This is a genomic window from Micromonospora sp. NPDC004336 (assembly GCF_053602615.1).
Window position 1 is genome coordinate 68,129 of record NZ_JBSGDY010000002.1, and the last position, 24,298, is coordinate 92,426.

Consider the following 24,298-nt stretch of genomic DNA (forward strand, 5'->3'; position numbering starts at 1 on the left):
CTGGCCGGGTGACCCTGCGACTGTTGGAGTTCGTCGTGGCCGGCAACGAGGCCAGCGACCTGCTGCCGGTGCGCTCTGCCGCGCTGCTGCGCGCGTACGGCGCCCGGCAGGGCTTCTGGACCGTGCTGGACGAGGGGCCGGTGGAGCAGTGCCTGGCCCTGCTGCTGGAACTCGACGACGGCGAGTGGGTCGCCCGCCACGTGTCCGCCGACGCCGGGGCCGAGAACGGCCGGACGGAGGACGGCGAGGCGCTCGCCCACCACGACGGCTGGGTGTACGTCTTCGGCTCGCACTTCGGCTCGAAGGGCGGGCCGCTGCGCCCGCGACGCGCCTTCGTGGCCCGGTTCCGCGAGGACGACGCGGCCGGCGGGACGCTGCCGGTGCGGGTGGTGCGCAACCGGTTCCGGCTGCACCGGGCGGTCAACGACGCCCTGCTCAAGGCGGCCTTCACCCCGCTGCCGCCCGGCGAGCGGGTGCGGGCCCGGTTCATCGGGGAGACCGTCGCGCGCGGCACCGCCCGGTCGAAGGGCTGGGTCAGCCGGCTCGTCCCCGACGACCTGCCGTTGAACGTCGAGGCCGCCGCCTTCACGCCGGCCGGCGACGTCCTGCTGGGACTGCGGTTCCCGGTGACTGCCGACGGCGAGCCGATCCTCGTCGAGCTGTCGGGCGTGTCGGGCATGTTCGATCCCGCGCCGAGCTGGCCGGAGGCGGCGGGCGCGTACGTCCTGACGGGGGTGACCCCGCCCGGCGCGCTCGCCGGCTTCCGCGCGATCACCCCCACCGACGACGGCGGCTACGCGGCGGTGATCGGGTCGATCGACGCGCTCGGCAAGGGTTCGGTGCTGCTCGACGACCACCCGACCGGGGGCGACGTCACCTCCCGGCACGTCCGGTTTCCCGCGCCCGGCGACGGGCACCTCGTCCCCGGCGAGCTGGTGGCCGACCTGGCGCCGTTCCACCACGTCGAGGGGTTGGCCGAGCGGGGCGGGCGCAGCTTCTACGTCACCGACGAGGACCATCGCGTGGCCCTCTGGGTCGACTGAACGCCAACGGCTCGACCCGGCGACGGCAACGGGAGCGGCAACAGGAGCGACGGCAACGGAGCGACGGCAACGGAGCGGCGGCAACGGCAACGGAGCGGCGGCAACGGCAACGGGAGCGGCGGCAACGGCAACAGGAGCGGGAGCGATCGGGCGGGCCCGGACCGGCGACCGGACAGCACCTCCGCGGAGCAGGCCCGCAGACCCTCGTGGCGCTGCCCGGCCGCCGGTCTCCCCGTCCCCCTGGGGCCCCGACTCGCGGGCGCGTCATCGACGCGCCCGCCCCGTGCGGGCAGTGGAAGCATGACGAACCTGTGCGGTCGGCGTCGAGGTTTTTCAGCTCAGGCTGAAAGACGGAGATAAGTGCCGCCCGGGTACGCTGCAACGGTCACCCGGCATCCCCCTGCCAGGCGACACGGGAGCGCTCCATGCTGAAGATCCATTTCTCCGCCGAGGACATCCTCCGGACCCGGGTGGCTCCGGCGGCGGACCCGGTGTGGGAACTGGTCCTCAGTCTGCACCTGTTGCCGGTGCGCGACCGCGACCCGCTGCTGACGGGTTGGCGACACACCGTGACCCGGGGGTTGCGCCAGGGGCGGTCCTCCGCGGGGCTCCGCCTGCTCCTCGCGCTGAACCCGCCGCGCGGCTACTTTCCCGACTTCCTCACCCCGCACGAGAGCACGGCCGGCTTCGAGGCGGGCCTGGAGGCCGTCCGGCGTACCCCCGTGTCGCTGCTGCGCCGCGACCTGTCCCTCCTCGCCGCCGGCAACGCGCTGCCCGCCAACGCGACCGCGCTGGCCCGGGGCGAACCGGAGACGCTGCGCGACCTGACCGGCGCCATGGAGCAGTACCGCGACCTGGCGATCGATCCGTACTGGACCCGAATCCAGGCGGCCGTGGAGGCCGACCGGGCCCGCCGCGCCCGGTCGCTGCTCGACGGCGGGGTCGAGGGGCTGCTGGCCGGCCTGCGGCCCGCCCTGCACTGGGATTCCGGGGTGCTCCAGGTGCGCGGCTACCCGCACAGCCGGGAGCTGCACCTGGACGGGCGCGGCCTGCTGCTGGTCCCGTCGTTCTTCTGCGCGGCCACCCCGGTCGCCCTGCTCGACCCGGCGCTGCCGCCGGTCCTCGTCTATCCGGTGGACCGGCTGGGCGGGCTCGCACCGGCGCCCGGCGAGGCCGCCGGCCCGGGCGCGCCGGACACCGGCCGGGAGGCGCTGGCCGCGCTGCTCGGCCGCACCCGGGCCGCCGTGCTGGCGGTCAGCGACGACGGCTGCACCACGGGGGAGGTGGCCCGCCGGCTGAACATCTCGCCGGCCGCAGCCAGCCAGCACACCACCGTGCTGCGCAACGCCGGCCTCCTGGTCAGCCACCGGGACCGCAACACCGTCCTGCACACCCTCACCCCGCTGGGGCGGGCCATGCTCAACTCCTGACCGTCGCCTGCTCAGAGGGCCAGGCAGGCAGCCGCCGGGGTGCCGGCCGGCGGGGGCAGCGGGAGCGAGGCGACGCCCTCCGCCGCCAGGGCGGCGCGCAGGCGGTGCAGGTCGGCGCCGAAGCGGACCAGCTCGGCCGGGCCCGCCGGGTCGGCCGGGGAGCCGAGCACCAGCGCCGTCGCCCCCGCCGGCCAGCCGGCGACGGCGGCGACCGTGCCGGCGCGTACGGCCTCGTCGGTGACCAGGGTGAAGTCCGTGCCGGGCGCGACCGCGTCGGCGACCGCGGCGATGGCCCGCCGCACCGCGGCCACGTCGGGCGGGGTCGGGTTGGTGGCGTCGGGCAGGGTGGCGGCGGCGGCCAGCCCGGCCGCCTTCGCCTCGGCGGTGCCCAGCGAGAACAGGTCCATCGCGGCGTCCCGGACCAGCGCGGCCGCGCCGTCGCCGTCGTCGGGCCGGGTCGCGGTGAGGTAGCCGCGCACCACCGCGACGGGCACCTGGTCGCACTTGCCCTTGATCAGCTCGCCCGCGCCGGCCAGCTCGTCCACGACCGCCATCTGGGTGAGCTGGAGTTCGTTGCCGTACGGGTCGACCTCGCCCCGGTGGTCGCGGATCGCGTCCATCCCGGCGACGCCGAGCGCCACGTCGGTGAGGCCGTTGCGCCAGGGCCGGCCCATCGTGTCGCTGACGATCACGGCGACGTCGACGTGGTAGCGGTCGCGCAGGGCGGCGCGCAGCGCCCGGGCCGAGGCGTCCGGATCCGCCGGGAGCAGCACCAGCCGGGTCTTGTCGACGTTCGAGGCGTCGATCCCGGCCGAGGCCATCACGAAACCGTGGTGCGTCTGCACGATGCGGGTGGCGCCCCGGGTCGCCACGACCCGCGCCGTCTCGGCGGCCAGCACCTCGTCGCGCGCGGCGAGCCGCTCCGGGCCGTCCGCCGGGACGTCCACCAGCCGCCCCTCCGCCTTGGAGACGATCTTGCTGGTCACCACCAGCACGTCGCCGTCGCGCAGCCAGGGCGCGGCGGTGGCGATCAGGGCGGCGAGGTCGTCGCCCTCGGACACGTGGCCGATGCCCGGCACCGGCAGGATCTCCAGCCTCACGTCAACTCCAGCGCGGCGCGGACCATGGCCGCCGTCGCCGCCTCGTCGGTCATCAGCAGGGGCGCCGAGCGCACCGTCACCTCCGGCACCAGGGCGCCGGCGTCCTCCTCGGCGACCAGCCAGCCGTCGAGCAGCCCGCCCGCCGACCGGGCGCCGTAGAGGCGGCCCACGCCGGCCGCGCTGCACTCCACCCCGAGCACCTCCAGGCAGCGGTCCGCCATGCCGCGCACCGGTGCGCCGCCGACGATCGGCGAGACGCCGACCACCGGGGCGGAACCGTCGGTGACCGCCTCGCGCAGCCCGGGCACGGCCAGGATCGGCACGATGCTCACCACCGGGTTGCTCGGCGCGATCAGCACCACGTCGGCCGCCCCGATCGCCTCCAGCACGCCGGGCGCGGGCCGCGCGGTCTCCGCGCCGACGAAGACGAACCGGTGGGTGGGGATGTTCCCGCGGTGGCGTACCCACCACTCCTGGAAGTGGATCGCCCGCTGACCGCCGCCGTCCGGGCCCGCCGGCTCGCCGCCGCCCACCACGACGTGCGTCTCCAGCCGGTCGTCGGTCGCCGGCAGCAGGCGTACGCCCGGCTCCCAGCGGGTGGCGAGCGCCTCGGTGACCGCGTGCAGCGGATAGCCGGCGTTGAGCATGGTCGTGCGCACCAGGTGGGTGGCGACGTCCTTGTCGCCGAGCCCGAACCAGGTCGGCTCGGCGCCGTAGGCGGCCAGCTCCTGCTTGACGGTCCAGCTCTCGCCGACCCGGCCCCAGCCCCGCTCGGGGTCGGCGCCGCCGCCCAGCGTGTACATCACGCTGTCCAGGTCGGGGCAGATCTTGAGCCCGTGCAGGAGCAGGTCGTCACCGACGTTGACCACGGCGGTCACCTCGGCGCCGACCTCGCGGGCGTACGCCCGGACGCCGAGCAGGAAGCGGGCGCCCCCGATGCCGCCCGTCAGAACCACGATGCGCATGCCGACATCCTCGCGCACGGGCTGCCTCCGATCGGCCGGTGGCCCGGGAGACTAGGCTCACGTCGGCAACTGTCCGCTTTCGCCCCGAGGGGGATTCCGTGACCAGCCCCGCCGAGCCCGCGCCCACCGAAGGGACGCAGGCCAGCCAACTGACCAAGCCGCTGCGGGAGCTCGCCGCGTTCGTGCTCCTCGGCGCGAACGCCGTGTTCCTCTTCGTCGGCCTGATCCGGTTGCTGACGCCGGCTCAGTACACCACGTTCGCCGGCCGGGCGGGCAGCGCCTTCTTCGTCTTCGTCGGCCTGGAGGCAGTGGTCCTGCCGGTGCTGGCCGTGCTGCTCGTCACGCACGTGCGGCCCGCCACCCCCAAGGCGAAACTGGTCACCCAGGTGGCGCTCGTCCAGTACGCGGTCAGCGCCCTGTTCGGCGTGCTGACCCTCCTGGTCTGGACGGTCGACCGGCTGGCCGAGGCCGAGATCCTGGACGCCTTCCTGGGCCTGCTGACCCGGGCGGGGTGGCTGGCGCTCCTCGCGCTCGCCGCGTTCGTCGTCTTCAAGATCTGGCGCACCCTCTACCACGTTCCCAAGCCGAAGCCCCAGCCCGGCGTCTACGGCCAGCCGCAGCCCGGTTGGCCGCAGCAGCAGGGCGGCTACCCGGGCCAGCCGGGCCAGCAGGTCCCCGGCCAACCTGGTCAGCCGGGCCAGCCGGTCCCCGGCCAGCCGGGCGGCTGGGCCGCCCCCGGCCCGTACGGCGCCCCGTACGGTCAGCAGCCCGCGCAGTTCGGCGGCCCGCAGCCGACCCCGTCGTTCAACCCGGCGCCGCAGTCCGCCCCGCCGGCCAACGCCGCGCCGCACTCCGCGCCCCCGTTCGGGTCGGCGCCCAGCGCCCCGCCGTTCGGGCCGCCGCCCTCGGCCGAGCCGACGCAGGCGATCCCGCGCCAGTCGGTCGAGCCCACCCAGGCGATCCCGCGCCCCACCGACGGGGATTCCGACCGCACCCAGCACATCAACCCCGGCGACAACCCGGACGCCCCTCGCTGACCGGGCGGCACCACCGGCACCCGAGCGCCCCGCACGGTCCCGTGCGGGGCGCTCGCGCTCCCGCCTCCTCCGCGACCGCCGTCCCGCCTCCTCCGCGACCGCCGTCCCGCCTCCTCCGCGACCGCCGTCCCGGCCTTCCGCGCCGCCGCCGTCCCGGCCTCCCGCGCCGCCGGGCCGGCTCCCGGCTCCCGTGTCGGCCGGCCCCACCCGTCCGCCCCCGGTTCGCCATCCGGAGCCGGCAGCCGGAGGTCCGGCCGGCGGGTGGTGCGCTTGTTCACGGTGTGGGCCGGGCGGGCGGGGCGGGACCGGTGAGCGCTTAGGCTGGGCGGATGGTTGATCGCACCGAGCCCGGCCCGAGTGACGCGAGCGTGCGGCGGGCGCTGCGCCGGGCCGCGACCGGGCGGGCGCTCGACGTCGACGAGGCCACCGCGCTGCTGGCCGCCCGGGGCGGGGCGCTGGACGAGCTGCTCGACGTGGCGGGCGCCGTGCGCGACGCCGGGCTGCGCGAGGCCGGGCGGCCGGGCGTGGTCACGTACTCGAAGAAGGTCTTCATCCCCCTGACCCGGCTGTGCCGGGACCGCTGCCACTACTGCACCTTCGCGACCGTGCCGCACCGGCTGCCGGCGGCGTTCCTCGACCGCGACGAGGTCCTCGCCATCGCCCGGGCGGGCGCGGCGCAGGGCTGCAAGGAGGCCCTGTTCACCCTCGGCGACCGGCCGGAGGAGCGCTGGCCGGCGGCCCGGCGCTGGCTGGACGAGCGGGGCTACGACTCCACACTGGACTATCTGCGCGCGTGCGCGGTGGCGGTGCTGGAGGAGACCGGGCTGCTGCCGCACCTCAACCCGGGGGTGCTCTCCTGGTCGGAGTTGCAGCGGCTCAAGCCCGTCGCGCCCAGCATGGGGATGATGTTGGAGACCACGGCGACGCGGCTCTGGTCGGAGCCGGGCGGCCCGCACTTCGGCTCGCCCGACAAGGAGCCGGCGGTACGGCTGCGGGTGCTCGACGACGCGGGCCGGGTCGGGGTGCCGTTCACCACGGGCATCCTGATCGGCATCGGCGAGACGCCCGCCGAGCGGGTCGACGCGATCTTCGCGATCCGCCGCGCGCACCGCGAGTACGGCCACCTCCAGGAGGTGATCGTGCAGAACTTCCGCGCCAAGCCGGACACGGCGATGCGCGGGATGCCCGACGCCGAGCTGCACGACCTGGCCGCCACGGTGGCGGTGACCCGGGTGCTGCTCGGCCCGAAGGCCCGGATCCAGGCCCCGCCGAACCTGATCGCGGGCGAGTACGACCTGCTGCTGCGCGCCGGCATCGACGACTGGGGCGGGGTGTCCCCGCTGACCCCGGACCACGTCAACCCGGAACGCCCCTGGCCGCAGATCGACGAGCTGGCCCGGCACACGGAGAAGTCCGGCTTCACGCTGCGCGAGCGGCTGACGATCTACCCCGAGTACGTGCGGGCCGGCGACCCGTGGCTCGACCCGCGCCTGCTGCCGCACGTCGGGGCGCTGGCCGACCCGGCGACGGGGCTGGCCGTCGAGGAGGCCCGACCGGTGGGCCGCCCCTGGCAGGAGCCCGACGAGACGTACGGCGGGCGGACCGACCTGCACGCCACCATCGACACCACCGGGCGGACGGGCGACCGGCGCGGCGACTTCGACCACGTCTACGGCGACTGGTCCGAGGTGGCCGGCAAGGTGACCGCCGGCGGCGGGGGCGGGACCGACCGCGACCTGCGGGCCGGGCTGCGGCTGGCGGCCGACGACCCGGCGGCGCTGCTGGAGCCGCGGCACGCCGACGCCGCGCTGGCGCTGTTCGCCGCCGACGGGCCGGCGCTGGACGAGCTGTGCCGCCTCGCCGACGACGTGCGCCGGGCGGCGGTCGGCGACGACGTGACGTACGTGGTCAACCGCAACATCAACTTCAGCAACGTCTGCTACGTGGGCTGCCGGTTCTGCGCCTTCGCCCAGCGGGAGCGGGACGCCGACGCGTACCGGCTGTCGGTGGCGCAGGTCGCCGACCGGGCGGAGGAGGCGTGGGCGGCCGGCGCCAGCGAGGTCTGCCTCCAGGGCGGCATCGACCCGAAGCTGCCGGTGACCGTCTACGCCGACCTGGTCCGGGGCATCAAGGCGCGGGTGCCGGGGATGCACGTGCACGCGTTCTCGCCGATGGAGATCGTCACCGCCGCCGCGAAGGCCGGCGTGTCGGTGCGGGAGTGGCTGACCGGGCTGCGCGAGGCCGGCCTGGACACCATCCCCGGCACCGCCGCGGAGATCCTCGACGACGACGTGCGCTGGGTGCTCACCAAGGGCAAACTGCCGGCCGCCGCCTGGGTCGACGTGGTGAGCACGGCCCACGAGCTGGGCATCCGCTCCAGCTCCACGATGATGTACGGCCACGTGGACCATCCCGGCCAGTGGCTCGCGCACTTCCGGGTGCTGGCCGGCGTGCAGGACCGCACCGGCGGGTTCACGGAGTTCGTGGCGCTGCCGTTCGTGCACACGAACGCGCCGATCTACCTGGCCGGCATCGCCCGCCCCGGGCCGACCTGGCGGGAGAACCGGGTGGTGCACGCGATGGCCCGGCTGCTGCTGCACGGCCGGATCGACAACATCCAGTGCTCCTGGGTGAAGCTCGGCGACGAGGGCACGGCGGCGATGCTCCGGGGCGGCTGCAACGACCTGGGCGGCACGCTGATGGAGGAGACGATCTCCCGGATGGCCGGTTCCGGCAACGGCTCGGCGCGTACGGAGGAGCAGTTGGTCGCCATCGCCGCTGCCGCCGGACGCCCGGCCCGCCGGCGCACGACCGCGTACGGCCGCCCCCGGTCCTAGGGTCGGGTCCCACCCGCCGCCGGAGCGCGACGGCACCTTCCACAGTGCCGTCCGCCCGGAGCCCGCGCACCGGCGTCCATACCGTCTGGTGGGACGGTCGGACACCGGTGGGACGAAGCGGTGTCGCGGTCGGACGTTCGCGGATTTTGCCTGGCAGGAGGCGTTCGCCCGGCCCCCGGTCGGGTCGACCGTCACCGGTCGTCCAGGCGCGATCGTCCATATTGTGGAAGGTCGGGCACCGCTGGTCCGCCGCTCGACGGGCGGTCGGCGCGAAGTCGCGTTAACCTGTGCCCCACCAAGATCAACGATTGCGGTGGTGGTCTTTCGGGGGTCTCCGTCGGCGTGTCCGGTCGGGCCGGTGGGGAAGCGCCACGGGAGAAAACTCGGGCAACTCGCCGGAGAGGGCGTTACTCGGCCGGGGTCTGAATCGATAGGGCAGGTTGCGAGGCCGGGCGGCCGGGTGGCCGTCCGGAGTGTTGTCGGGAGGGCGACTCCATTATCAAGTTTGGCTTGACGGCGCACGCATTACACGCGTGTAATTTGAATGGGGTTGTTCGCACGGAACGCAGCAAATCGGACCGCACGGACACGCGCGCCTTTCGCGTGGGGGGTTGCAGCGGCGATGACGCCGGTGCGCGACAAGGAGGCTTTTGATGGACGGCCAGCTTGAGGTGGCCGACCTGCTCGGAAACGCGCCGGAGTGGCAGGAGCGGGCGCTCTGCTCGCAGACCGACCCGGAGGCGTTCTTTCCCGAGAAGGGCGGCTCGACCCGCGAGGCGAAGCGAATCTGCTCGCGTTGCGAGGTCAAGACGGAATGCCTCGAATACGCTCTCGGCCACGACGAGCGGTTCGGGATCTGGGGTGGGCTCTCGGAACGGGAGCGGCGCAAGCTCAAGCGGCGGGCCGCCTGAGTGGCGCCGGGCCAGGGCGGTGGGGGCCGCCCGGCTCAGGCGCGAACCAACCGGTCGCCGTTCGCGGCGGCACCCGACGGGCGGCTCAGGTCAGCTCGTCCGGGTCGACACCGAGCAGGTTGGCCACCTGCTCGATGATCACGTCGTGCACGAGATCCGCGAGATCCTCGCGATCCATGGCCCGGAACTCCAGCGGCCGGCGGTAGAGCACGATCCGCGGGGGCACCTCCTGCCGGCCCGGCCGGCCGGGCAGCAGGCGCGCGAGCGGCACCTCGCCGTCCTCCAGCACGTCGGAGTCGTAGACGTTCAGGTCCGGCGGGACGTCCTCCACCGCGAACTCGACACCGGCCAGCTCCTTGGCGAACCGCCGTTCCAGGGTCTCGACGGTGTCCAGCACGAGATCGTCGAAGATCTCCGCCTTGGTCCGCGCCAGCGGGACCGTCGCCGGGACCAGCCGCCCGCGCAGGCCGCGCCCGTGCCGGTCGCGGGCGCGCCGGCCGGGGCCGGGGCGGCGGTGTTCCGGGCTCGTCATGAGGGACAGGTTAGCTCCCGCACCGACCTGGCCTGCGGCAGCGCCGCCGATGTGGCGCGCCGCGCGCGCCGAACCGGCCGAATTGTGATCACCGCGACGGGCGTGTCGCAACGCGAAGCGGTGCGCCGGACCCGGTAATGGAGATACCCTGCCGCCGTGAGGTCACCACGGCGCTGCTCCCGTAACGGCTGCCCCCGGCAAGCGGTCGCCACGCTGACCTATGTCTACAACGAGTCGACAGCCGTGGTGGGGCCGCTGGCCGCCTTCGCCGAGCCGCACACCTACGACCTCTGCGAGCCGCACGCCCGCAGCCTCACCGCACCGCGCGGATGGGACGTCGTCCGGCACGAGGGCGAGTTCGAGCCCCCGCCGCCCACCACCGACGACCTGGTCGCCCTCGCCGAGGCCGTCCGCGAGGCCGCCCGCCCGGTGGCCCCCCGCCCGCCGGAGGACGACGAGACGCTGAACTCGGCCCCGCAGACCGGCCGCCGCGGCCACCTCCGCGTCATTCCCCCCAGCCACTGACGCGGCCGAGGCGCGCGGCCCGACGGCGGGGAGCTACAGGCGCGCCCACGCCTCCGTGAGCACCGCGCGCAGGATCTGCTCGATCTCGTCGAACTGCCGCTGCTCGGCGATCAGCGGCGGAGCGAGCTGCACGACGGGGTCGCCCCGGTCGTCGGCGCGACAGTAGAGCCCGGCCGAGAACAGCGCCGTGGACAGGAAGCCGCGCAGCAGCCGCTCGGACTCGGCCTCGTCGAAGGTCGCCCGGGTGCCCTTGTCCTTGACCAACTCGATGCCGTAGAAGTAGCCGTCGCCGCGTACGTCGCCGACGATCGGCAGGTCGTGCAGCTTCTCCAGGGTGGCTCGGAAGGCGGCCTCGTTGGCCCGTACGTGGCCGATCAGGTCCTCGCGGGCGAAGAGCTCCAGGTTGGCCAGGGCGACCGCGCAGGAGACCGGGTGGCCGCCGAAGGTCACCCCGTGGGCGAACATCCCGGTCTCGGTCAGGAAGGGCTCCGTCAGCCGGTCGCTGGCGATCATCGCGCCGAGCGGGGCGTAGCCGGAGGTGATCCCCTTGGCGGTGGTGATGATGTCGGGCTGGTACCCGTACCGGACGGCGCCGAAGTATTCGCCGAGCCGGCCCCAGGAGCAGATCACCTCGTCGGAGACGAGCAGCACGTCGTACGCGTCGCAGATCTGGCGGACCCGCTCGAAGTAGCCGGGCGGCGGCGGGAAGCAGCCGCCGGAGTTCTGCACCGGCTCCAGGAAGACGGCCGCTACGGTGTCCGGCCCCTCCCGCTCGATGGCGCGGCCGATCTCGTCGGCGGCCCACCGGCCGAACGCCTCGGGGGAGTCGCCGTGCTCCGGAGCGCGGTAGAAGTTGGTGTTCGGCACCTTGATGCCGCCGGGCACGAGCGGCTCGAAGTCGCTCTTGATGCCGGGCAGGCCGGTGATCGACAGCGCCCCCATCGAGGTGCCGTGGTAGGCGACGTGGCGGCTGACCACCTTGTGCTTGTTCGGCCTGCCGGTGCGCTTGTAGTAGGCCCGGGCCAGCTTCCACGCCGCCTCGACCGCCTCGGAGCCGCCGGTGGTGAAGAAGACGCGGTCGAGGTCGCCGGGGGTCAGCGCCGCGATCCGCTCGGCCAACTCGACCGCCCTGGGGTGGGCGTAGGACCAGAGCGGGAAGTAGGCCAGCTCGCCCGCCTGCTTGGCGGCGGCCTCGGCCAGCTCGGCGCGCCCGTGGCCGGCGTTGACGACGAAGAGGCCCGCGAGCCCGTCCAGGTAGCGGCGGCCCCGGTCGTCCCAGACGTACGCGCCGTCGCCGCGCACGATGGTCGGCACCTCGCCGGCGGAGTAGCTCGCCATCCGCGTGAAGTGCATCCAGAGGTGGTCGGTGGCGTCGGCCATGGTCAGCCCCATCGGGTCCCGGGCCGGTGCGGGGTGACGCCGGCCGCTCTGCCCACGGTTATCGCACACCCGGACCGCGAACACAAGTGAAACCGGTGCTGCCTAGTCGATATGGCAACGGATTCAAAGAGTATCAGGCGTAAGGGCGACGGATTCCGTACCCTCTCGGGGTCTGTGATCCGGCGTCGTCCGCCGGTCGGCGCCCACGCTCCAAGACCAGCTGCGCCCGACGCCTGGCGGGCGTTCGTCGCCGCTGCCGGGCGCGCCGGCTGATCCCACCGGCGGCCCGTCGGTGCGTCTCCGGCCCGGCCGCCGGCCCGATCAGGCGGTGCCCCAGGAATACGTCTGCTTGCGCAGCTTGAGATAGACGAACGCCTCCGTAGCGAGCACGCCCTCGACCGCCCGCAGCCGCTGGAGGATCTCCAGCAGGTGGTCGTCGTTGCGGCAGACCACCTCCGTCAGCAGGTCGAACGAGCCCGCCGTGATGACCACGTAGGCGACCTCGTCCAGCTCGGCGAGGCGGTCGGCCACGGCCTCCATGTCGCCGTCGGTGCGCAGGCCGATCATGGCCTGCCGGGGGAAGCCGAGCTGGAGCGGGTCGGTCACGGCCACGATCTGCATCACCCCGGCGTCGAGCAGCCGCTGCACGCGCTGGCGCACCGCCGCCTCCGACAGCCCGACTGCCTTGCCGATGGTCGCGTACGGCCGGCGGCCGTCCTCCTGGAGCTGCTCGATGATCTGCTTCGCCACGTCGTCGAGCAGGGCGTGGCCGGCGCCCTCCCGGACGGCGACCCGTCGCCCGCCGTTGCCGCTGTCGTGCTGACGGTTCGTCATCGATCGCTCCCCATGTCGGTCCCGGGCCGCCGGGTGGCCTCGCACAGTTTGGCGCATTCCGTCGTCTGGAGGTATGGCCGCAACGGAATCACTTGTACGGGAGGGGGCCTCATGTCAGGATCACTCGTCCCATTGCACCCTCCCGCCGGCGCGCCATCCTCCCCCGTCCCGCCGTCGACGTCGACCCCCTAGGAGTCGTCACATGCGCACTCGCGCTCGGTCCCTCACCCGGCGTGGGCTGCTCACCGGCGCCCTCGGCTCGGCCGCGCTGCTGGCCGCGGGCGGCGCGCTGGCCGGCTGCGGCACCGAGGCGGCCACCCGGACCGGGGCCGGCTGCGTCAGCGAGGACCTGTCGGGCACCGAGAAGAAGCTGACGTTCTCCAACTGGCCGCAGTACATGGACGTCGACGACTCCGACGGGTCGAAGCGGCCGACCCTGGACGCGTTCGTCGCGAGGACGGGCATCCAGGTGACCTACACGGAGGACGTCAACGACAACAACGAGTTCTTCGGCAAGGTGCGCCACCAGCTCGCGGGCTGCCAGAGCATCGGGCGCGACGTCGTGGTCCTCTCCGACTGGATGGCGGCGCGGCTGATCCGCCTCGGCTGGGTGCAGCGGCTCGACCGGTCGAAGCTGCCCAACGTCGCGGCCAACCTGCTGCCGTCGCTGCGCAACCGGTCCTTCGACCCGCAGGACCAGCTCGCCATCCCGTGGCAGTCCGGCCTGGCGGGCCTGGCCTACAACGGCAGGGTGACCAGGGAGATCCGTACGGTCGACGAGCTGCTCACCCGCCCCGACCTGAAGGGCAGGGTGACCGCGCTGGCGGAGATGCGCGACACCATGGGCCTGCTGCTCCAGTCGAACGGCCACGACCCGGCGAACTTCACCGCCGCCCAGTTCGACGACGCGCTCGACAAGCTCGAGAGGGCCGTGGACTCCGGGCAGATCCGCCGCTTCACCGGCAACGACTACGCGCCCGACCTCGCCAAGGGCGACATCGCCGCGTGCATCGGCTGGTCCGGCGACGCCGTCCAGCTCGGCTTCGACGATGACAAGATCAGGTTCGTCGTGCCCGACTCCGGGGTGATGATCTGGTCGGACAACGTGGTCGTGCCGAACAAGGCCACCCACAGAGGCAACGCCGAGCGGCTCATCGACCACTACTACGACCCGGCGATCGCCGCGAGGCTCGCCGCGTTCGTCAACTACATCTGCCCGGTCCAGGGCGCCCAGGCCGAGCTGGAGAAGCTCGACCCGGAGCTGGCCGCCCACCCGCTGATCTTCCCCGACGAGACCATACTGGCGAGGTCCAAGGTCTTCATGGCGCTGGACGAGCAGCAGGAACGCGACTACGAGGGCAAGTTCCAGCGGATCATCGGGGCGTGAGCGGCATGGGCGGGGCGACCCCGGGACGCGACACACCGGCCGCCGACCTGCGGCTGGCCGACCTCACCAAGCGGTTCGGCACCCTCACGGCGGTGGACGAGCTCAGCCTGACCGTGCCGCAGGGCACCTTCTTCGCCCTGCTCGGGCCGTCCGGCTGCGGCAAGACCACCACGCTGCGGATGGTCGCCGGCCTGGAGGAGCCGACCAGCGGGCGGGTGCTGCTCGGCGGCCGGGACGTCACCCGGCTGCGCCCGTACAAGCGGCCGGTGAACACCGTGTTCCAGAGCTACGCGCTCTTTCCGCACCTGAACGTCTTCGAGAACGTGGCCTTCGGCCTGCGCCGGCGCGGCTTCCGCTCCGTCGACGACGAGGTGACGGGCATGCTCGCGCTGGTGCAGCTCGACGGCTTCGGCCACCGCCGGCCCGCCCAGCTCTCCGGCGGCCAGCAGCAGCGGGTCGCCCTGGCCCGCGCCCTGGTCAACCGCCCCCAGGTGCTGCTGCTGGACGAGCCGCTCGGCGCGCTCGACCTCAAGCTGCGCCGGCGGATGCAGATCGAGCTGAAGCGCATCCAGACCGAGGTCGGCGTCACGTTCGTGCACGTCACCCACGACCAGGAGGAGGCCATGACGATGGCCGACACCGTCGCGGTGATGAACGCCGGCCGGATCGAGCAGCTCGGCGCGCCCGCCGACCTCTACGAGTTCCCGGCCACCGCGTTCGTGGCGAACTTCCTCGGCCAGTCCAACCTGCTCGCCGGCGAGGCCGCCGGCCCCACCGGGAACGAGGTCGCCGTCTCGGTGCACGGCGGTCGCTTCTCGGTGCCCGCCGACCGGTCCCGCGCCGACCGGGGGCCGGTCCACCTGGGCGTACGCCCGGAAAAGCTGCACCTGGTCGACTCGGCCGACCAGGTCCCCGCCGGCTGCCAGCACGTCACCGGGGTCGTCACCGACGCCTCCTACACGGGGGTGAGCACCCAGTACCTGCTGCGTACCGGCTGGGGCGGCGAGCTGTCGGTCTTCGTGGCCAACAGCGGCGCGACCGGCCCGCGCGCGGTGGGCGCGGCGGCCGTGGCCTACTGGGATCCCCGGCACGCCTTCCTGCTGGCCCGGGAGCCCGGCGAGGAGGCGGGCACGCCGGTGCTGGACGAGCCGGTCGGAGCGCCCTCGTGAGGGTCCCCGCCCGCGCCGCCACCGGGTCGGGGCGACCGCCGCCGCCCCCGCCCCTGCCGTCGTCGCCGCCGTCACCGCAGGCCCGCCGCTCCGGCAGGCGCCGGCTGCGGCCGTACCTGCTCGTGCTGCCCGGCGCGGCGTGGCTGTTCCTCTTCTTCGCGGCGCCGCTGTTCCAGCTCGCCGCCGCCAGCCTCTACGACCCCGCCGGCTCGCTCGCCACCGGGTACGCGCTGACCTGGGCGGTCGGCAACTACCCGGACGCGCTCGCGGCATACTGGCCGCAGTTCGCCCGGTCCTTCGGCTACGCCGGCCTGGCGCTGCTGCTGGCGCTGCTGATGGGCTACCCGCTGGCGTACACCATCGCGCGGAAGGCCGGGCGGTGGAAGAACCTGCTGCTGGTCTGCGTGGTCGCGCCGATGTTCACCAGCTTCCTGGTGCGCACGCTGGCCTGGAAGACCATCCTGTCCGACAGCGGCGGGCTCGTCGGGCTGCTGCGCGACGTGCACCTGCTCGCGCCCGACGGCCGGCTGCTGGCCACCCCGGTCGCGGTGGTGCTCGGCCTGACGTACAACTTCCTGCCCTTCCTGGTGCTGCCGCTGTACGCGAGCCTGGAGCGGCTCGATCCCCGGCTGCTGGAGGCGGCGAGCGACCTCTACGCCAGCCCGCTGCGGGCCTTCCGCCGGGTGACGCTGCCGCTGTCCATGCCTGGCCTGGTCGCCGGCGTGCTGCTCTTCCTCATCCCGGCCAGCGGCGACTACATCAACGCCGAACTGCTCGGCACCCCCAACGAATACATGATCGGCAACGTCATCGACTCCGCGTTCCTGGTCCGGCTCGACTACCCGCAGGGTGCGGCCCTGTCGTTCCTGCTGATGGCGGCGATCCTCGCGGTCGTCCTCGGCTGCCTGCGCCGCACGGATGAGGCGTCGTGACGGCCCGGATCCTGCGCAGGCTGGCCGACCACTGGGTGACGGGCGTGGCGCTGCTGGTGCTCGGCTACCTCCTCCTGCCGGTCGGCGTCGTCGCCGCGCTCTCGTTCAACCGCCCGTCCAGCCGCCTGTCGTACGACCTCCACGAGTTCACGCTCGACAACTGGCGCGACCCCTGCGCCACCTCGGACATGTGCGACGCGGTGGTGCGCAGCGTCCAGATCGGCTTCGTCGCCACCGCGGTCGCCACGGTGCTCGGCACCCTGATGGCGTTCGCGCTGGTGCGGCACCGGTTCCGCGGTCGGTCCGCGCTCAACGTGCTGGTCCTCCTGCCGATGGCCACCCCCGAGGTGGTGCTGGGCACCTCGCTGCTCGCCCTCCTCGTCTCCGCCGGGGTGCCGCAGGGCTTCTGGACCGTCGTCGTCGCGCACGTCACGTTCTGCGTGTCGTTCGTGGTGGTCACCGTCAGGGCGCGGCTGGCCGGGATGGACTCCCGGCTGGAGGAGGCCGCGATGGACCTCTACGCCAGCGAGTGGCAGACCTTCCGGCTGGTCACCCTGCCGCTGGTGCGGCCCGGCATCGTGGCCGCCGCGCTGCTGGCGTTCTCGCTGTCGTTCGACGACTTCATCGTCACGAACTTCAACGCCGGCACCACCGTCACGTTCCCGATGTACGTCTGGGGCGCCGCCCAGCGGGGCATCCCGCCGCAGGTCAACGTCGTCGGCACGGCGATGTTCGTGGTCGCCCTGCTGCTGGTGCTCGCCAGCACCCTGCGCGGCCGCCGGCCGCCGCCCACCGTGGAGGAACAGCAGCGATGACCCGCTACGGCCCGATGTACGGCCCCGACGTCACCTTCCTCGGCGTCGACCGCTGCGCGCTCGACGACCCGTCGTCCTTCGCCGACGCCGACATCGTGATCGTCGGCGCGCCCTTCGACGGTGGCACCTCGCACCGGCCGGGCACCCGGTTCGGGCCGTCCGCCATCCGCCAGGCCTGCTACCTGCCGCACGACGGCTCCCGACCGTCCCTCGCGCTGCGCGTCGACGCACTGCGCGACCTGCGGGTGTACGACGCCGGCGACGTCGAGATGTTCTCCGGCGACATCGAACGCTCCCTGGCCGCCCTGGAGTCGGCGGTCTTCGCGGTGGCGCGCGCCGGCGCGATCCCGGTGGTGCTCGGCGGCGACCACTCCATCGCGCTGCCCGACGCCACCGGCGTCGCCCGCCACCACGGGCCGGGCCGGGTGTCGCTGGTGCACTTCGACGCGCACGCCGACACCGGGGACATCGAGTTCGGCAGCCTGCACGGGCACGGCCAGCCGATGCGCCGGCTCATCGAGTCCGGCGCCGTACGCGGCGACCGGTTCCTCCAGATCGGCCTGCGCGGCTACTGGCCCGGCCCGGAGACCCTGTCGTGGATGGCGGAGCAGCGGATGCGGTCGTACGAGATGACCGAGCTGGTGGCGCGCGGCCTCGACGAGTGCCTGACGGAGGCGTTCGGGATCGCGGTGGACGAGTGCGAGGGCGTCTTCCTCTCCGTCGACGTGGACGTGGTGGACCCCGGCATGGCGCCCGGCACCGGCACCCCGGAACCCGGCGGGCTGACCTCCCGCCAACTGCTCGACGCGGTCCGGCGCTGCTGCTACGAGCTGCCCGTCGTAGGCGTCGACGTGGTCGAGGTCGCCCCGCCGTACGACCACGCCGACATCACCGCGTACCTGGCCAACCGGGTGGTACTGGAGGCGCTGTCGGCGATCGCCCGCCGCCGCCGCGACGCCACCGGCGGCCCACCCTGGACCCCCCACCAACCCCTCCTAGACGCCCGCTAACCCCCCTCCCTTGCCGCCCCGCCCCCCTTGCCGCCCGCGATCTTGCACTTTCTGCCTCGGCATTTCGGGCGTTCCTCGCTTATCGGGGGCCAAAAGTGCAAGATCGCCGGGGCGGGACGGGGCTGGACGAGGCTGGGCTGGGCGGGAGGGGGTGGTGTTAGCACGGGTGGGGTGGGTTTGGGGAGTTGTCCACAGGGCGGGGGTTGTCCACAGGGGAAGCCGTTGAGGGCCGGGGTGGCGGGGCGGTTTCGTCGATCCTGTGCGCATGTCTACTCAGCTTTGGCGCGCCGGCGAGCTGATGCGGGACCTCACCGTGAAGCGGATCCGCACCAGACTCGACAGGGCGGAACTGCATCGGGTGCGGCGGGGTGTCTACGGCGACCAGCCCTGCGACGACGAGGACGAACTGCGCGCCCTCATGCTGTGCCTTCCCGAGGAGGCCATGCTGACCAGGCAGAGCGCGGCCCGGCGGTACGGCTTCGGCGTACTGCGCGAGGACATCGTCCACGTCCAGTTGCCCGCCACGGTGCCCAAGCCGCGGCTTCCCGGCCTGGTCGTCCACCACTCGGTGATTCCCACGCGGCCCGTCCTCGTCCGGGGGGTGCCCTGCGTGCCGGCCGCCCGGTGCGCCGTCGAGTTGGCGCGTACCGTCCGGCGGCTGGACGCCCTGCCCGTGCTCGACGCTGCCATCCGGTCGGGCACGGTCGATCCACACGAGCTGATGGCGGAGGTGGCGGTCCATCGCGGGCTCCGTGGCGTACGGCAAATTCGGAACCTCGTGCCGTTGGCGGACGGCCGAGCCGAGTGTCGGCAGGAGAGCCAGTTGCGGCTGGTCCTGGTCGACGGGCGGCTCCCGGCGCCCGAGCCGCAGCTGTGGGTGCACGATGGTGATGGCCTGCCTCGCTACCGGCTGGATCTCGGCTACCGGGCGCGCAGGGTCGGCATCGAGTACGACGGCGCGTCGCATCTCGAACGTGATCAACTCCGGTACGACCGCGAGCGGATGAACTGGCTCGACGTGAACGGCTGGCGGATGCGCTACTTCACCGACCGCGACCTCTATAGCCGCCCCGCCTGCATAGTCGCCACGATCCGCGCCGCCCTCTCCTGACGCCCCCTCGGCCCCCGCCCCCGCCCCCCGCCCCCCGCGCTCCGCCCCCGCGCCCCGCCCCCACGCCCCTGACCTCGGCGATCTTGCACCTTCTGCCCCGACTTACCGGTACCAAAAGGACTTTTCGCGGGCACAAAGTGCAAGATCGACGAGGGCGGGAGGGGCGGGAGGGGCGGGAGGGGCGAGGGCGGGGGCGAGGGCGGGGGCGGGGGGCGAGGGCGGGGGGCGAGGGTCCCTTCGCTGTTACCCGGCCTGGACCTGTTCGGTTGGTGGGCGGTGTCGCCGTCGGGGGACCTTGTGCCTGGCTGGTTAGAGGGTAGGGGTCCAGGTGTCGATGTAGCCGGTGTCGCCGCTGGCGGCGTCCTGGACCCGCAGCTTCCAGGTGCCGTTGGCGACCTCGGAGGAGAGGTTGACGGTGTAGGTCTGGTTGATGTTGTCGGCGGAGCCGCCCGTGCGGTTGTGCAGGGTGTAGGCGCTGCCGTCCGGGGCGACGAGGCTGACGACCAGGTCGCCGATGTAGGTGTGCACGATCTGCACCGCGACCTTGCTGGTCGACGAGGCGTTGCCGGTGCAGCCGGCGATCGCGACGACGCTGGTCACCGTCGCGTTGTCGCCGATGGTGACGTTGTTGCCGTTGGTGCCGGTGCAGTCCGTCGTGCCGGACCCGCCCAGGTTGAGCGTCCAGCTGTTGAGGTAGCCGGTGTCGCCGCTGGCGGCGTCCTGGACCCGCAGCTTCCAGGTGCCGTTGGCGACCTCGGAGGAGAGGTTGACGGTGTAGGTCTGGTTGATGTTGTCGGCGGAGCCGCCCGTGCGGTTGTGCAGGGTGTAGGCGCTGCCGTCCGGGGCGACGAGGCTGACGGCGAGATCACCGATGTAGGTGTGCACGAGGTCCACCGCGACCGTGCTGGCCGAGCCGGCGTTGCCCGTGCAGCCCGCGATGGTGATCGTGCTCTCCACCGTGGCGTTGTCCGAGATGGTCACGTCGGTGCCGTTGGTCTGGGTGCAGCCCGTGGGCGGCGGGGGCGGCGGGGTGGTGCCGCCGTCGCCGACGTACAGCAGCTTGTTGGGCGAGCCGGTGCCCGGGTTGGTCACCACGTTGCTGGTGGCGTCGGCGACGAGCTTGTCGCGTACCTGCTGCGGGGTGAACGACGGGTTGGCGGCGACCACGAGCGCGGCGGCGCCGACCACGTGCGGGGTCGCCATCGAGGTGCCGCTGATGGTGTTCGTGGCGGTGTCGCCCGTGTGCCAGGCGGAGGTGATCGAGCTGCCGGGGGCGAAGATGTCCAGGCAGGTGCCGATGTTGGAGAACGACGACCGGGCGTCGGTGCTGGTGGTCGATCCGACCGTGATCCCGGCGGGGGTGCTGGCCGGGGAGCTGTTGCAGGCGTTCGCGCCGCTGTCGTTGCCGGCCGCGAGGCCGTAGCTGACGCCGTCGGCGATGGAGCGGGCCACCGCGTCGTTCACGGCCTGGTTGAAGCCGCCGCCGAGGCTCATGTTGGCCACGGCGGGCTGGCCGGCGGCGTGGTCGCCGGTGACCCAGTCGACGCCCTGGATGACGCCGGCGTTGGTGCCGCTGCCCCCGCAGTCGAGCACTCGGACGCCGACGAGGGTGACGCCCTTGGCCACACCGTAGGCGCTGCCGCCGACCGTGCCGGCCACGTGGGTGCCGTGCCCGTTGCAGTCGTCGGCGCTGCCGCCGTCGACCGCGTCGAACCCGCTGACGGCGCGACCGCCGAAGTCACCGTGGGAGAACCGGATGCCGGTGTCGATGATGTACGCCTTCACGCCCGAGCCGGTGTTCGGGTAGGTGTAGGAGTTGTTCAGCGGCAGCGCGCGCTGGTCGGTGCGGTCCAGGCCCCAGGACGGCGTGGGGCTCTGCGTGCCGCTGATCCGCATCGTGTGGTTCTGCTGGACGTAGCGCACCGAGGGGTCGGCGGCGAGCCGCTTGGCCTCCGCCTCGGACATCCGCGCCTCGAAGCCGCGCAGCGCGTTCTGGTACGTCCGGTTGACCGCGCCGCCGTGCCGGCCGGCGAGGTCGCGCGCCTTGCTGGTCACGTCGGCCCGGCCCACCGAGGCGTCCTTGAAGACGACGATGTACGAGTCGTCGACGGCGGTGGCGCCGCCGGCCAGGAGGATCTGTCCCTCGGCGGGGGCGGCGGTCGCGGGGGTGCCGAACGCCACTGCTGCGGCCACGGCGGCGGTCACCGCTCCGAAGCGCCAGCGGCGCCCGGCAGGATAGGGGAGTGTCATCCCTCGGGTGTTCCTCTCGCTCAACGACGGCGGTTCGCGCCATCGATCAGAGTTGATCAAATTGAGCAAGACTGTAGAGGGCTGACGTCTGAACGTGTAGATGTTTCGATATTGGGCAAGCGCTGGCGGGAGTCGTCCCGGGTCGACCGGGTCGGGCTCGGCCCGCCCGTCCCCACCTGCCGAAACCCGCCTCGAGGCCGGCCGGTCCCGGCCCGTACGAGTGACCTACATCACTGCGGCGGCGGGCGGCGCAGCACGTCGCCGGGGCGGGCGGCAGGTTGCGACGGCAGGCCGGCGGCGGGACAGGCCACCGGGTCTCTAGGCTGCTTCGCGTGGAGTCCGCAGCGTTCTACGTCGCCTCCCGCCCCGCCCACGGCGAGGGCGAGCTGACCGTCCACCACCCGTACGACGGGCGCGCCGTCGGGCGTACCACCCTGGCCACGGCCGACCAGGTCGACGCGGCCGTCGCGGCAGCCGCCCGGGTGGCGGCGGCGGCCGCGGCCCTGCCCGCGCACGCCCGCGCGGCGGCCCTGGACCACGTGTCCCGACGCCTCGCCGAGCGGGCCGACGAGGCCGCACTGCTCATCACCGCCGAGGGCGGCAAGCCGCTGAGGTGGGCGCGGGCCGAGGTCGGCCGGGCGGTCTCCACCTTCCGCTGGGCGGCCGAGGAGGCCCGACGCTTCTCCGGCGAGCTGCAACGCCTCGACACCGACCCGACCGCCACCGGGCGGATCGCGCTGGTCCGGCGGGCGCCGAAGGGGCCGGTGCTCGGCATCACCCCGTTCAACTTCCCGCTCAACCTGGTCGCGCACAAGGTCGCCCCGGCCATCGCGGTGGGCGCGCCGATCGTCGTGAAGCCCGCCCCGGCCACCCCGCTGTCGGCGCTGCTGCTCGGCGAACTGCTCGCCGAGACCGACCTGCCGGAGGGTATGTTCTCGGTGCTGCCGCTGCCCAACGAGCGCGCCGCCGAACTGGTCGCCGACCCCCGGCTGTCGGTGGTGTCGTTCACCGGCTCCGGCCCGGTCGGCGCGGCGATCCGCCGCGCCGCGCCCGACAAGCACGTCACCCTGGAGCTGGGTGGCAACGCCGCCGCCGTGATCTGCGAGGACTGGAACACCGACGAGGACCTGACGTACGCGGCGCACCGCATCGCGACGTTCGCCAACTACCAGGCCGGGCAGTCCTGCATCGCCGTGCAGCGGGTCTACGTGCACGAATGGCTCTACGACGCGTTCCTGCCCCGGCTGGTCGCGGCCGTGCGGGAGCTGCGCACCGGCGACCCGTCCGACGAGCTGACCGACGTGGGCCCGCTGGTGTCGGAGGAGGCCGCCCGACGGGTCGAGGCATGGGTGGACGAGGCCGTCACGGCCGGCGCCACCATCGAGGTGGGCGGCCGGCGCGAGGGCGCCACCTACCCGCCGACGGTGCTCACCCGGGTGCCGGCCGACGCCAGGGTCAGCGCGGAGGAGGTCTTCGGGCCGGTGCTGGTGGTCGCCCGCGTCGAGCACGACCAGGCCGCGTTCGCCGCGGTCAACGACTCGGCGTACGGGCTCCAGGCCGGCGTCTTCACCCACCGCCTGGACGTCGCCTTCGCCGCGCACCGCACCCTGGAGGTCGGCGGGGTGATCGTCGGGGACGTGCCGTCCTACCGGGCCGACCAGATGCCGTACGGCGGGGTGAAGGGCAGCGGCGTCGGGCGCGAGGGCCTGCGCAGCGCGATGGAGGACTACACCGACCCGCGCGTCATGGTGCTGACCGGGGTGACGTTGTAGGTCACCAGGTGCCGTCGTCGCGGACCCGGGCGGGCGCCCGACCGAGCAGCAGGGTGGTCAGGGCGGCGTCGACGTCCTCGCCGAGGAACCACTCGCCGGCCTGGTCCAACGCGAACACCCGCCCCCGCTCGTCGACGGCCAGGATGCTCTCCTGCCGTTCGGTGCCGATGGGAAAGAGCCGCGACCCGAGGACATTGGCGAAGTCGGCCAGGCTGTCGGCGGTGTGGGCTACCTGACGCGGGCGGATGTCGAAGCGCGAGATCCACACCTGTTCGCCGGGCCCGCGTCGGGCGCCGACCAGGCTGGGGAAGGCGGTGAGCGTCGCCAGGGCCGCCGGGAAACCCGTGTGCGCGGACGTCCTGCCCCGGACCGCGCTCACATCCCGGATGGCGGAGCTTGCGACGACCTCGTCCCCGAAGTGCGGTCGCCAACCGGCCGCGACGAGCGCCTGTGCGACCTCGGGCGGGAAGCGGCCGGGATCGGGATCCGGCTGCGGATCCGGCTGCCACGGCAACGTGAAGGCACGGTCGGACCAGGGCAGGAGGTTGAACTCCACGAGCAGGTCCACGCACGAGTCGCACGGGCGGTCCGCGGGGCCGCCGTGCGGATCCCCCGGCTCGCGAACCCGGAAGACCTCGAACCGCGCGCTCTCCAGGAGGTCCTTCGCGTCGGCCATGTCGAGCGGGGCGACGCCCTCGGCGGTGCGCCGCTGGTCGTAGTCGTGCAGGACGTCGGAGACGACGATCAGCTCGGCGTGCCGGTCACCGCCGCGCACCAGGTGCCCGGTGGGCAGCTCGTCCAGATAGGCGCGCACCAGCGGGTGATGGTGCAGCTCGACGTCGCCCTTGGCGCCCCGTGCGCGAAACAGCCGGCCCTCGACGGTCAGATGCGCCGCCGTGTCCGGGGTGGGCAGCCGGTGGATCTCGCGGAGCAGTTGGCTCGCGGGATCCACCGTGCGCGGCGCTGCGGCGCCCTCCGGTCGGCTCCGGCGGTACATCTGCTCGACGACCTCGACCGGCACGCGCGGCCAGGTGGTCACCTCGCCGGTCCGCTTGTCCACCACGGTGGTCGGCAGATCGCCCGGCACCGCCCGCGCCTCGACGGACACAGTGGACGTGATCACGTAGCCGAGGTCGAACTCGTCGACCGTCGGCCGGCACTCGTGACCCAGGCGCTGCGAGTCGCGGCGGGCCCACACGGCGGCGAGCTGCTCGGCCTGCTGGCGATCGATCACGGGCTTGAAACTACCGGACCCCAC

General features: G+C 73.5%; 20 protein-coding genes. 13 read left to right on the forward strand and 7 right to left on the reverse strand.

The features are described from left to right. The first annotated feature begins 8 nt into the window (after positions 1-8). Positions 9-1,043, forward strand: coding sequence for a hypothetical protein (locus ACWENR_RS00925; RefSeq protein WP_452275010.1), 1,035 nt, complete (start codon positions 9-11; stop codon positions 1,041-1,043). A gap of 425 nt (positions 1,044-1,468) precedes the next feature. Then, entirely contained in the window at positions 1,469-2,473 is a 1,005-nt protein-coding gene (locus tag ACWENR_RS00930; RefSeq protein WP_452275011.1) for an ArsR/SmtB family transcription factor, read from the forward strand. 11 nt (positions 2,474-2,484) lie between these two features. Here ACWENR_RS00930 and ACWENR_RS00935 read toward each other — a convergent pair whose 3' ends face one another. Together ACWENR_RS00935 and cofD are read right to left on the reverse strand one after the other, a co-directional pair. Next, a complete protein-coding gene (locus ACWENR_RS00935) occupies positions 2,485-3,573 on the reverse strand; it encodes a coenzyme F420-0:L-glutamate ligase (RefSeq protein WP_452275012.1) in 1,089 nt (362 codons plus the stop codon). Then, positions 3,570-4,538 (reverse strand): 2-phospho-L-lactate transferase, encoded by a 969-nt coding sequence (gene cofD / locus ACWENR_RS00940; protein ID WP_452275013.1) that lies wholly within the window; start codon positions 4,536-4,538, stop codon positions 3,570-3,572. The genes ACWENR_RS00935 and cofD overlap by 4 nt, the downstream gene beginning before the upstream one ends. A 98-nt stretch (positions 4,539-4,636) precedes the next feature. Between cofD and ACWENR_RS00945 the strand changes: the two genes are divergently transcribed. The 3 genes from ACWENR_RS00945 (at position 4,637) to ACWENR_RS00955 (ending at position 9,323) form a co-directional block, all read left to right on the forward strand. Further along, a complete protein-coding gene (locus tag ACWENR_RS00945) occupies positions 4,637-5,575 on the forward strand; it encodes a hypothetical protein (protein ID WP_452275014.1) in 939 nt (312 codons plus the stop codon). A gap of 329 nt (positions 5,576-5,904) precedes the next feature. Next, positions 5,905-8,412 carry a bifunctional FO biosynthesis protein CofGH gene (locus ACWENR_RS00950; RefSeq protein WP_452275015.1) on the forward strand — a complete coding sequence of 836 codons (2,508 nt, stop codon included), beginning with the start codon at positions 5,905-5,907 and terminating at the stop codon, positions 8,410-8,412. A 653-nt stretch (positions 8,413-9,065) separates the two neighbouring features. Beyond that, a complete protein-coding gene (locus ACWENR_RS00955) occupies positions 9,066-9,323 on the forward strand; it encodes a WhiB family transcriptional regulator (protein ID WP_007455784.1) in 258 nt (85 codons plus the stop codon). 85 nt (positions 9,324-9,408) lie between these two features. Here ACWENR_RS00955 and ACWENR_RS00960 read toward each other — a convergent pair whose 3' ends face one another. Next, entirely contained in the window at positions 9,409-9,855 is a 447-nt protein-coding gene (locus tag ACWENR_RS00960; protein WP_452275016.1) for a metallopeptidase family protein, read from the reverse strand. A 156-nt stretch (positions 9,856-10,011) separates the two neighbouring features. On the opposite strand from ACWENR_RS00960, the gene ACWENR_RS00965 reads away from it, so the two are divergent. Further along, positions 10,012-10,380, forward strand: coding sequence for a DUF3499 domain-containing protein (locus tag ACWENR_RS00965; RefSeq protein ID WP_091097507.1), 369 nt, complete (start codon positions 10,012-10,014; stop codon positions 10,378-10,380). A gap of 33 nt (positions 10,381-10,413) precedes the next feature. On the opposite strand, the gene ACWENR_RS00970 is transcribed toward ACWENR_RS00965, so the two are convergent. Both ACWENR_RS00970 and ACWENR_RS00975 read right to left on the reverse strand, forming a co-directional pair. After that, the gene (locus ACWENR_RS00970) at positions 10,414-11,760 is read right to left on the reverse strand and encodes an aspartate aminotransferase family protein (RefSeq protein ID WP_452275017.1); all 1,347 of its coding nucleotides are present in this window, start codon (positions 11,758-11,760) and stop codon (positions 10,414-10,416) included. A gap of 321 nt (positions 11,761-12,081) precedes the next feature. Beyond that, positions 12,082-12,594 (reverse strand): Lrp/AsnC family transcriptional regulator, encoded by a 513-nt coding sequence (locus ACWENR_RS00975; RefSeq protein ID WP_452275018.1) that lies wholly within the window; start codon positions 12,592-12,594, stop codon positions 12,082-12,084. Between the two features lie 202 nt (positions 12,595-12,796). Between ACWENR_RS00975 and ACWENR_RS00980 the strand changes: the two genes are divergently transcribed. From ACWENR_RS00980 to ACWENR_RS01005, 6 genes are all read left to right on the forward strand, one after another. Further along, the gene (locus ACWENR_RS00980; RefSeq protein ID WP_452275019.1) at positions 12,797-13,981 is read left to right on the forward strand and encodes a polyamine ABC transporter substrate-binding protein; all 1,185 of its coding nucleotides are present in this window, start codon (positions 12,797-12,799) and stop codon (positions 13,979-13,981) included. Positions 13,982-13,986: 5 nt separating this feature from the next. Continuing rightward, complete coding sequence (locus ACWENR_RS00985; RefSeq protein ID WP_452275058.1) at positions 13,987-15,150, forward strand: ABC transporter ATP-binding protein; 1,164 nt, start codon at positions 13,987-13,989, stop codon at positions 15,148-15,150. Then, complete coding sequence (locus ACWENR_RS00990; protein WP_452275020.1) at positions 15,147-16,082, forward strand: ABC transporter permease; 936 nt, start codon at positions 15,147-15,149, stop codon at positions 16,080-16,082. Before ACWENR_RS00985 ends, ACWENR_RS00990 begins: the two co-directional genes overlap by 4 nt. Beyond that, positions 16,079-16,897: an ABC transporter permease gene (locus ACWENR_RS00995; RefSeq protein WP_452275021.1), complete on the forward strand. Its 819-nt coding sequence runs from the start codon at positions 16,079-16,081 to the stop codon at positions 16,895-16,897. The genes ACWENR_RS00990 and ACWENR_RS00995 overlap by 4 nt, the downstream gene beginning before the upstream one ends. Continuing rightward, positions 16,894-17,907, forward strand: coding sequence for an agmatinase (gene speB / locus ACWENR_RS01000; RefSeq protein ID WP_452275022.1), 1,014 nt, complete (start codon positions 16,894-16,896; stop codon positions 17,905-17,907). The genes ACWENR_RS00995 and speB overlap by 4 nt, the downstream gene beginning before the upstream one ends. 265 nt (positions 17,908-18,172) lie before the next feature. Beyond that, positions 18,173-19,018: an endonuclease domain-containing protein gene (locus ACWENR_RS01005; RefSeq protein WP_452275023.1), complete on the forward strand. Its 846-nt coding sequence runs from the start codon at positions 18,173-18,175 to the stop codon at positions 19,016-19,018. Between the two features lie 309 nt (positions 19,019-19,327). Here the strand turns inward: ACWENR_RS01005 and ACWENR_RS01010 are convergent, their stop codons facing one another. Further along, entirely contained in the window at positions 19,328-21,268 is a 1,941-nt protein-coding gene (locus ACWENR_RS01010) for a proprotein convertase P-domain-containing protein (RefSeq protein WP_452275024.1), read from the reverse strand. A gap of 332 nt (positions 21,269-21,600) precedes the next feature. Here ACWENR_RS01010 and ACWENR_RS01015 point away from each other — a divergent pair, with 332 nt between their 5' ends. Continuing rightward, positions 21,601-23,040 carry an aldehyde dehydrogenase family protein gene (locus ACWENR_RS01015; protein ID WP_452275025.1) on the forward strand — a complete coding sequence of 480 codons (1,440 nt, stop codon included), beginning with the start codon at positions 21,601-21,603 and terminating at the stop codon, positions 23,038-23,040. Position 23,041: 1 nt separating this feature from the next. On the opposite strand, the gene ACWENR_RS01020 is transcribed toward ACWENR_RS01015, so the two are convergent. Further along, positions 23,042-24,274, reverse strand: a complete 1,233-nt coding sequence (locus ACWENR_RS01020) for an SUKH-3 domain-containing protein (RefSeq protein ID WP_452275026.1) — start codon at positions 24,272-24,274, stop codon at positions 23,042-23,044. Positions 24,275-24,298 lie beyond the last annotated feature (24 nt).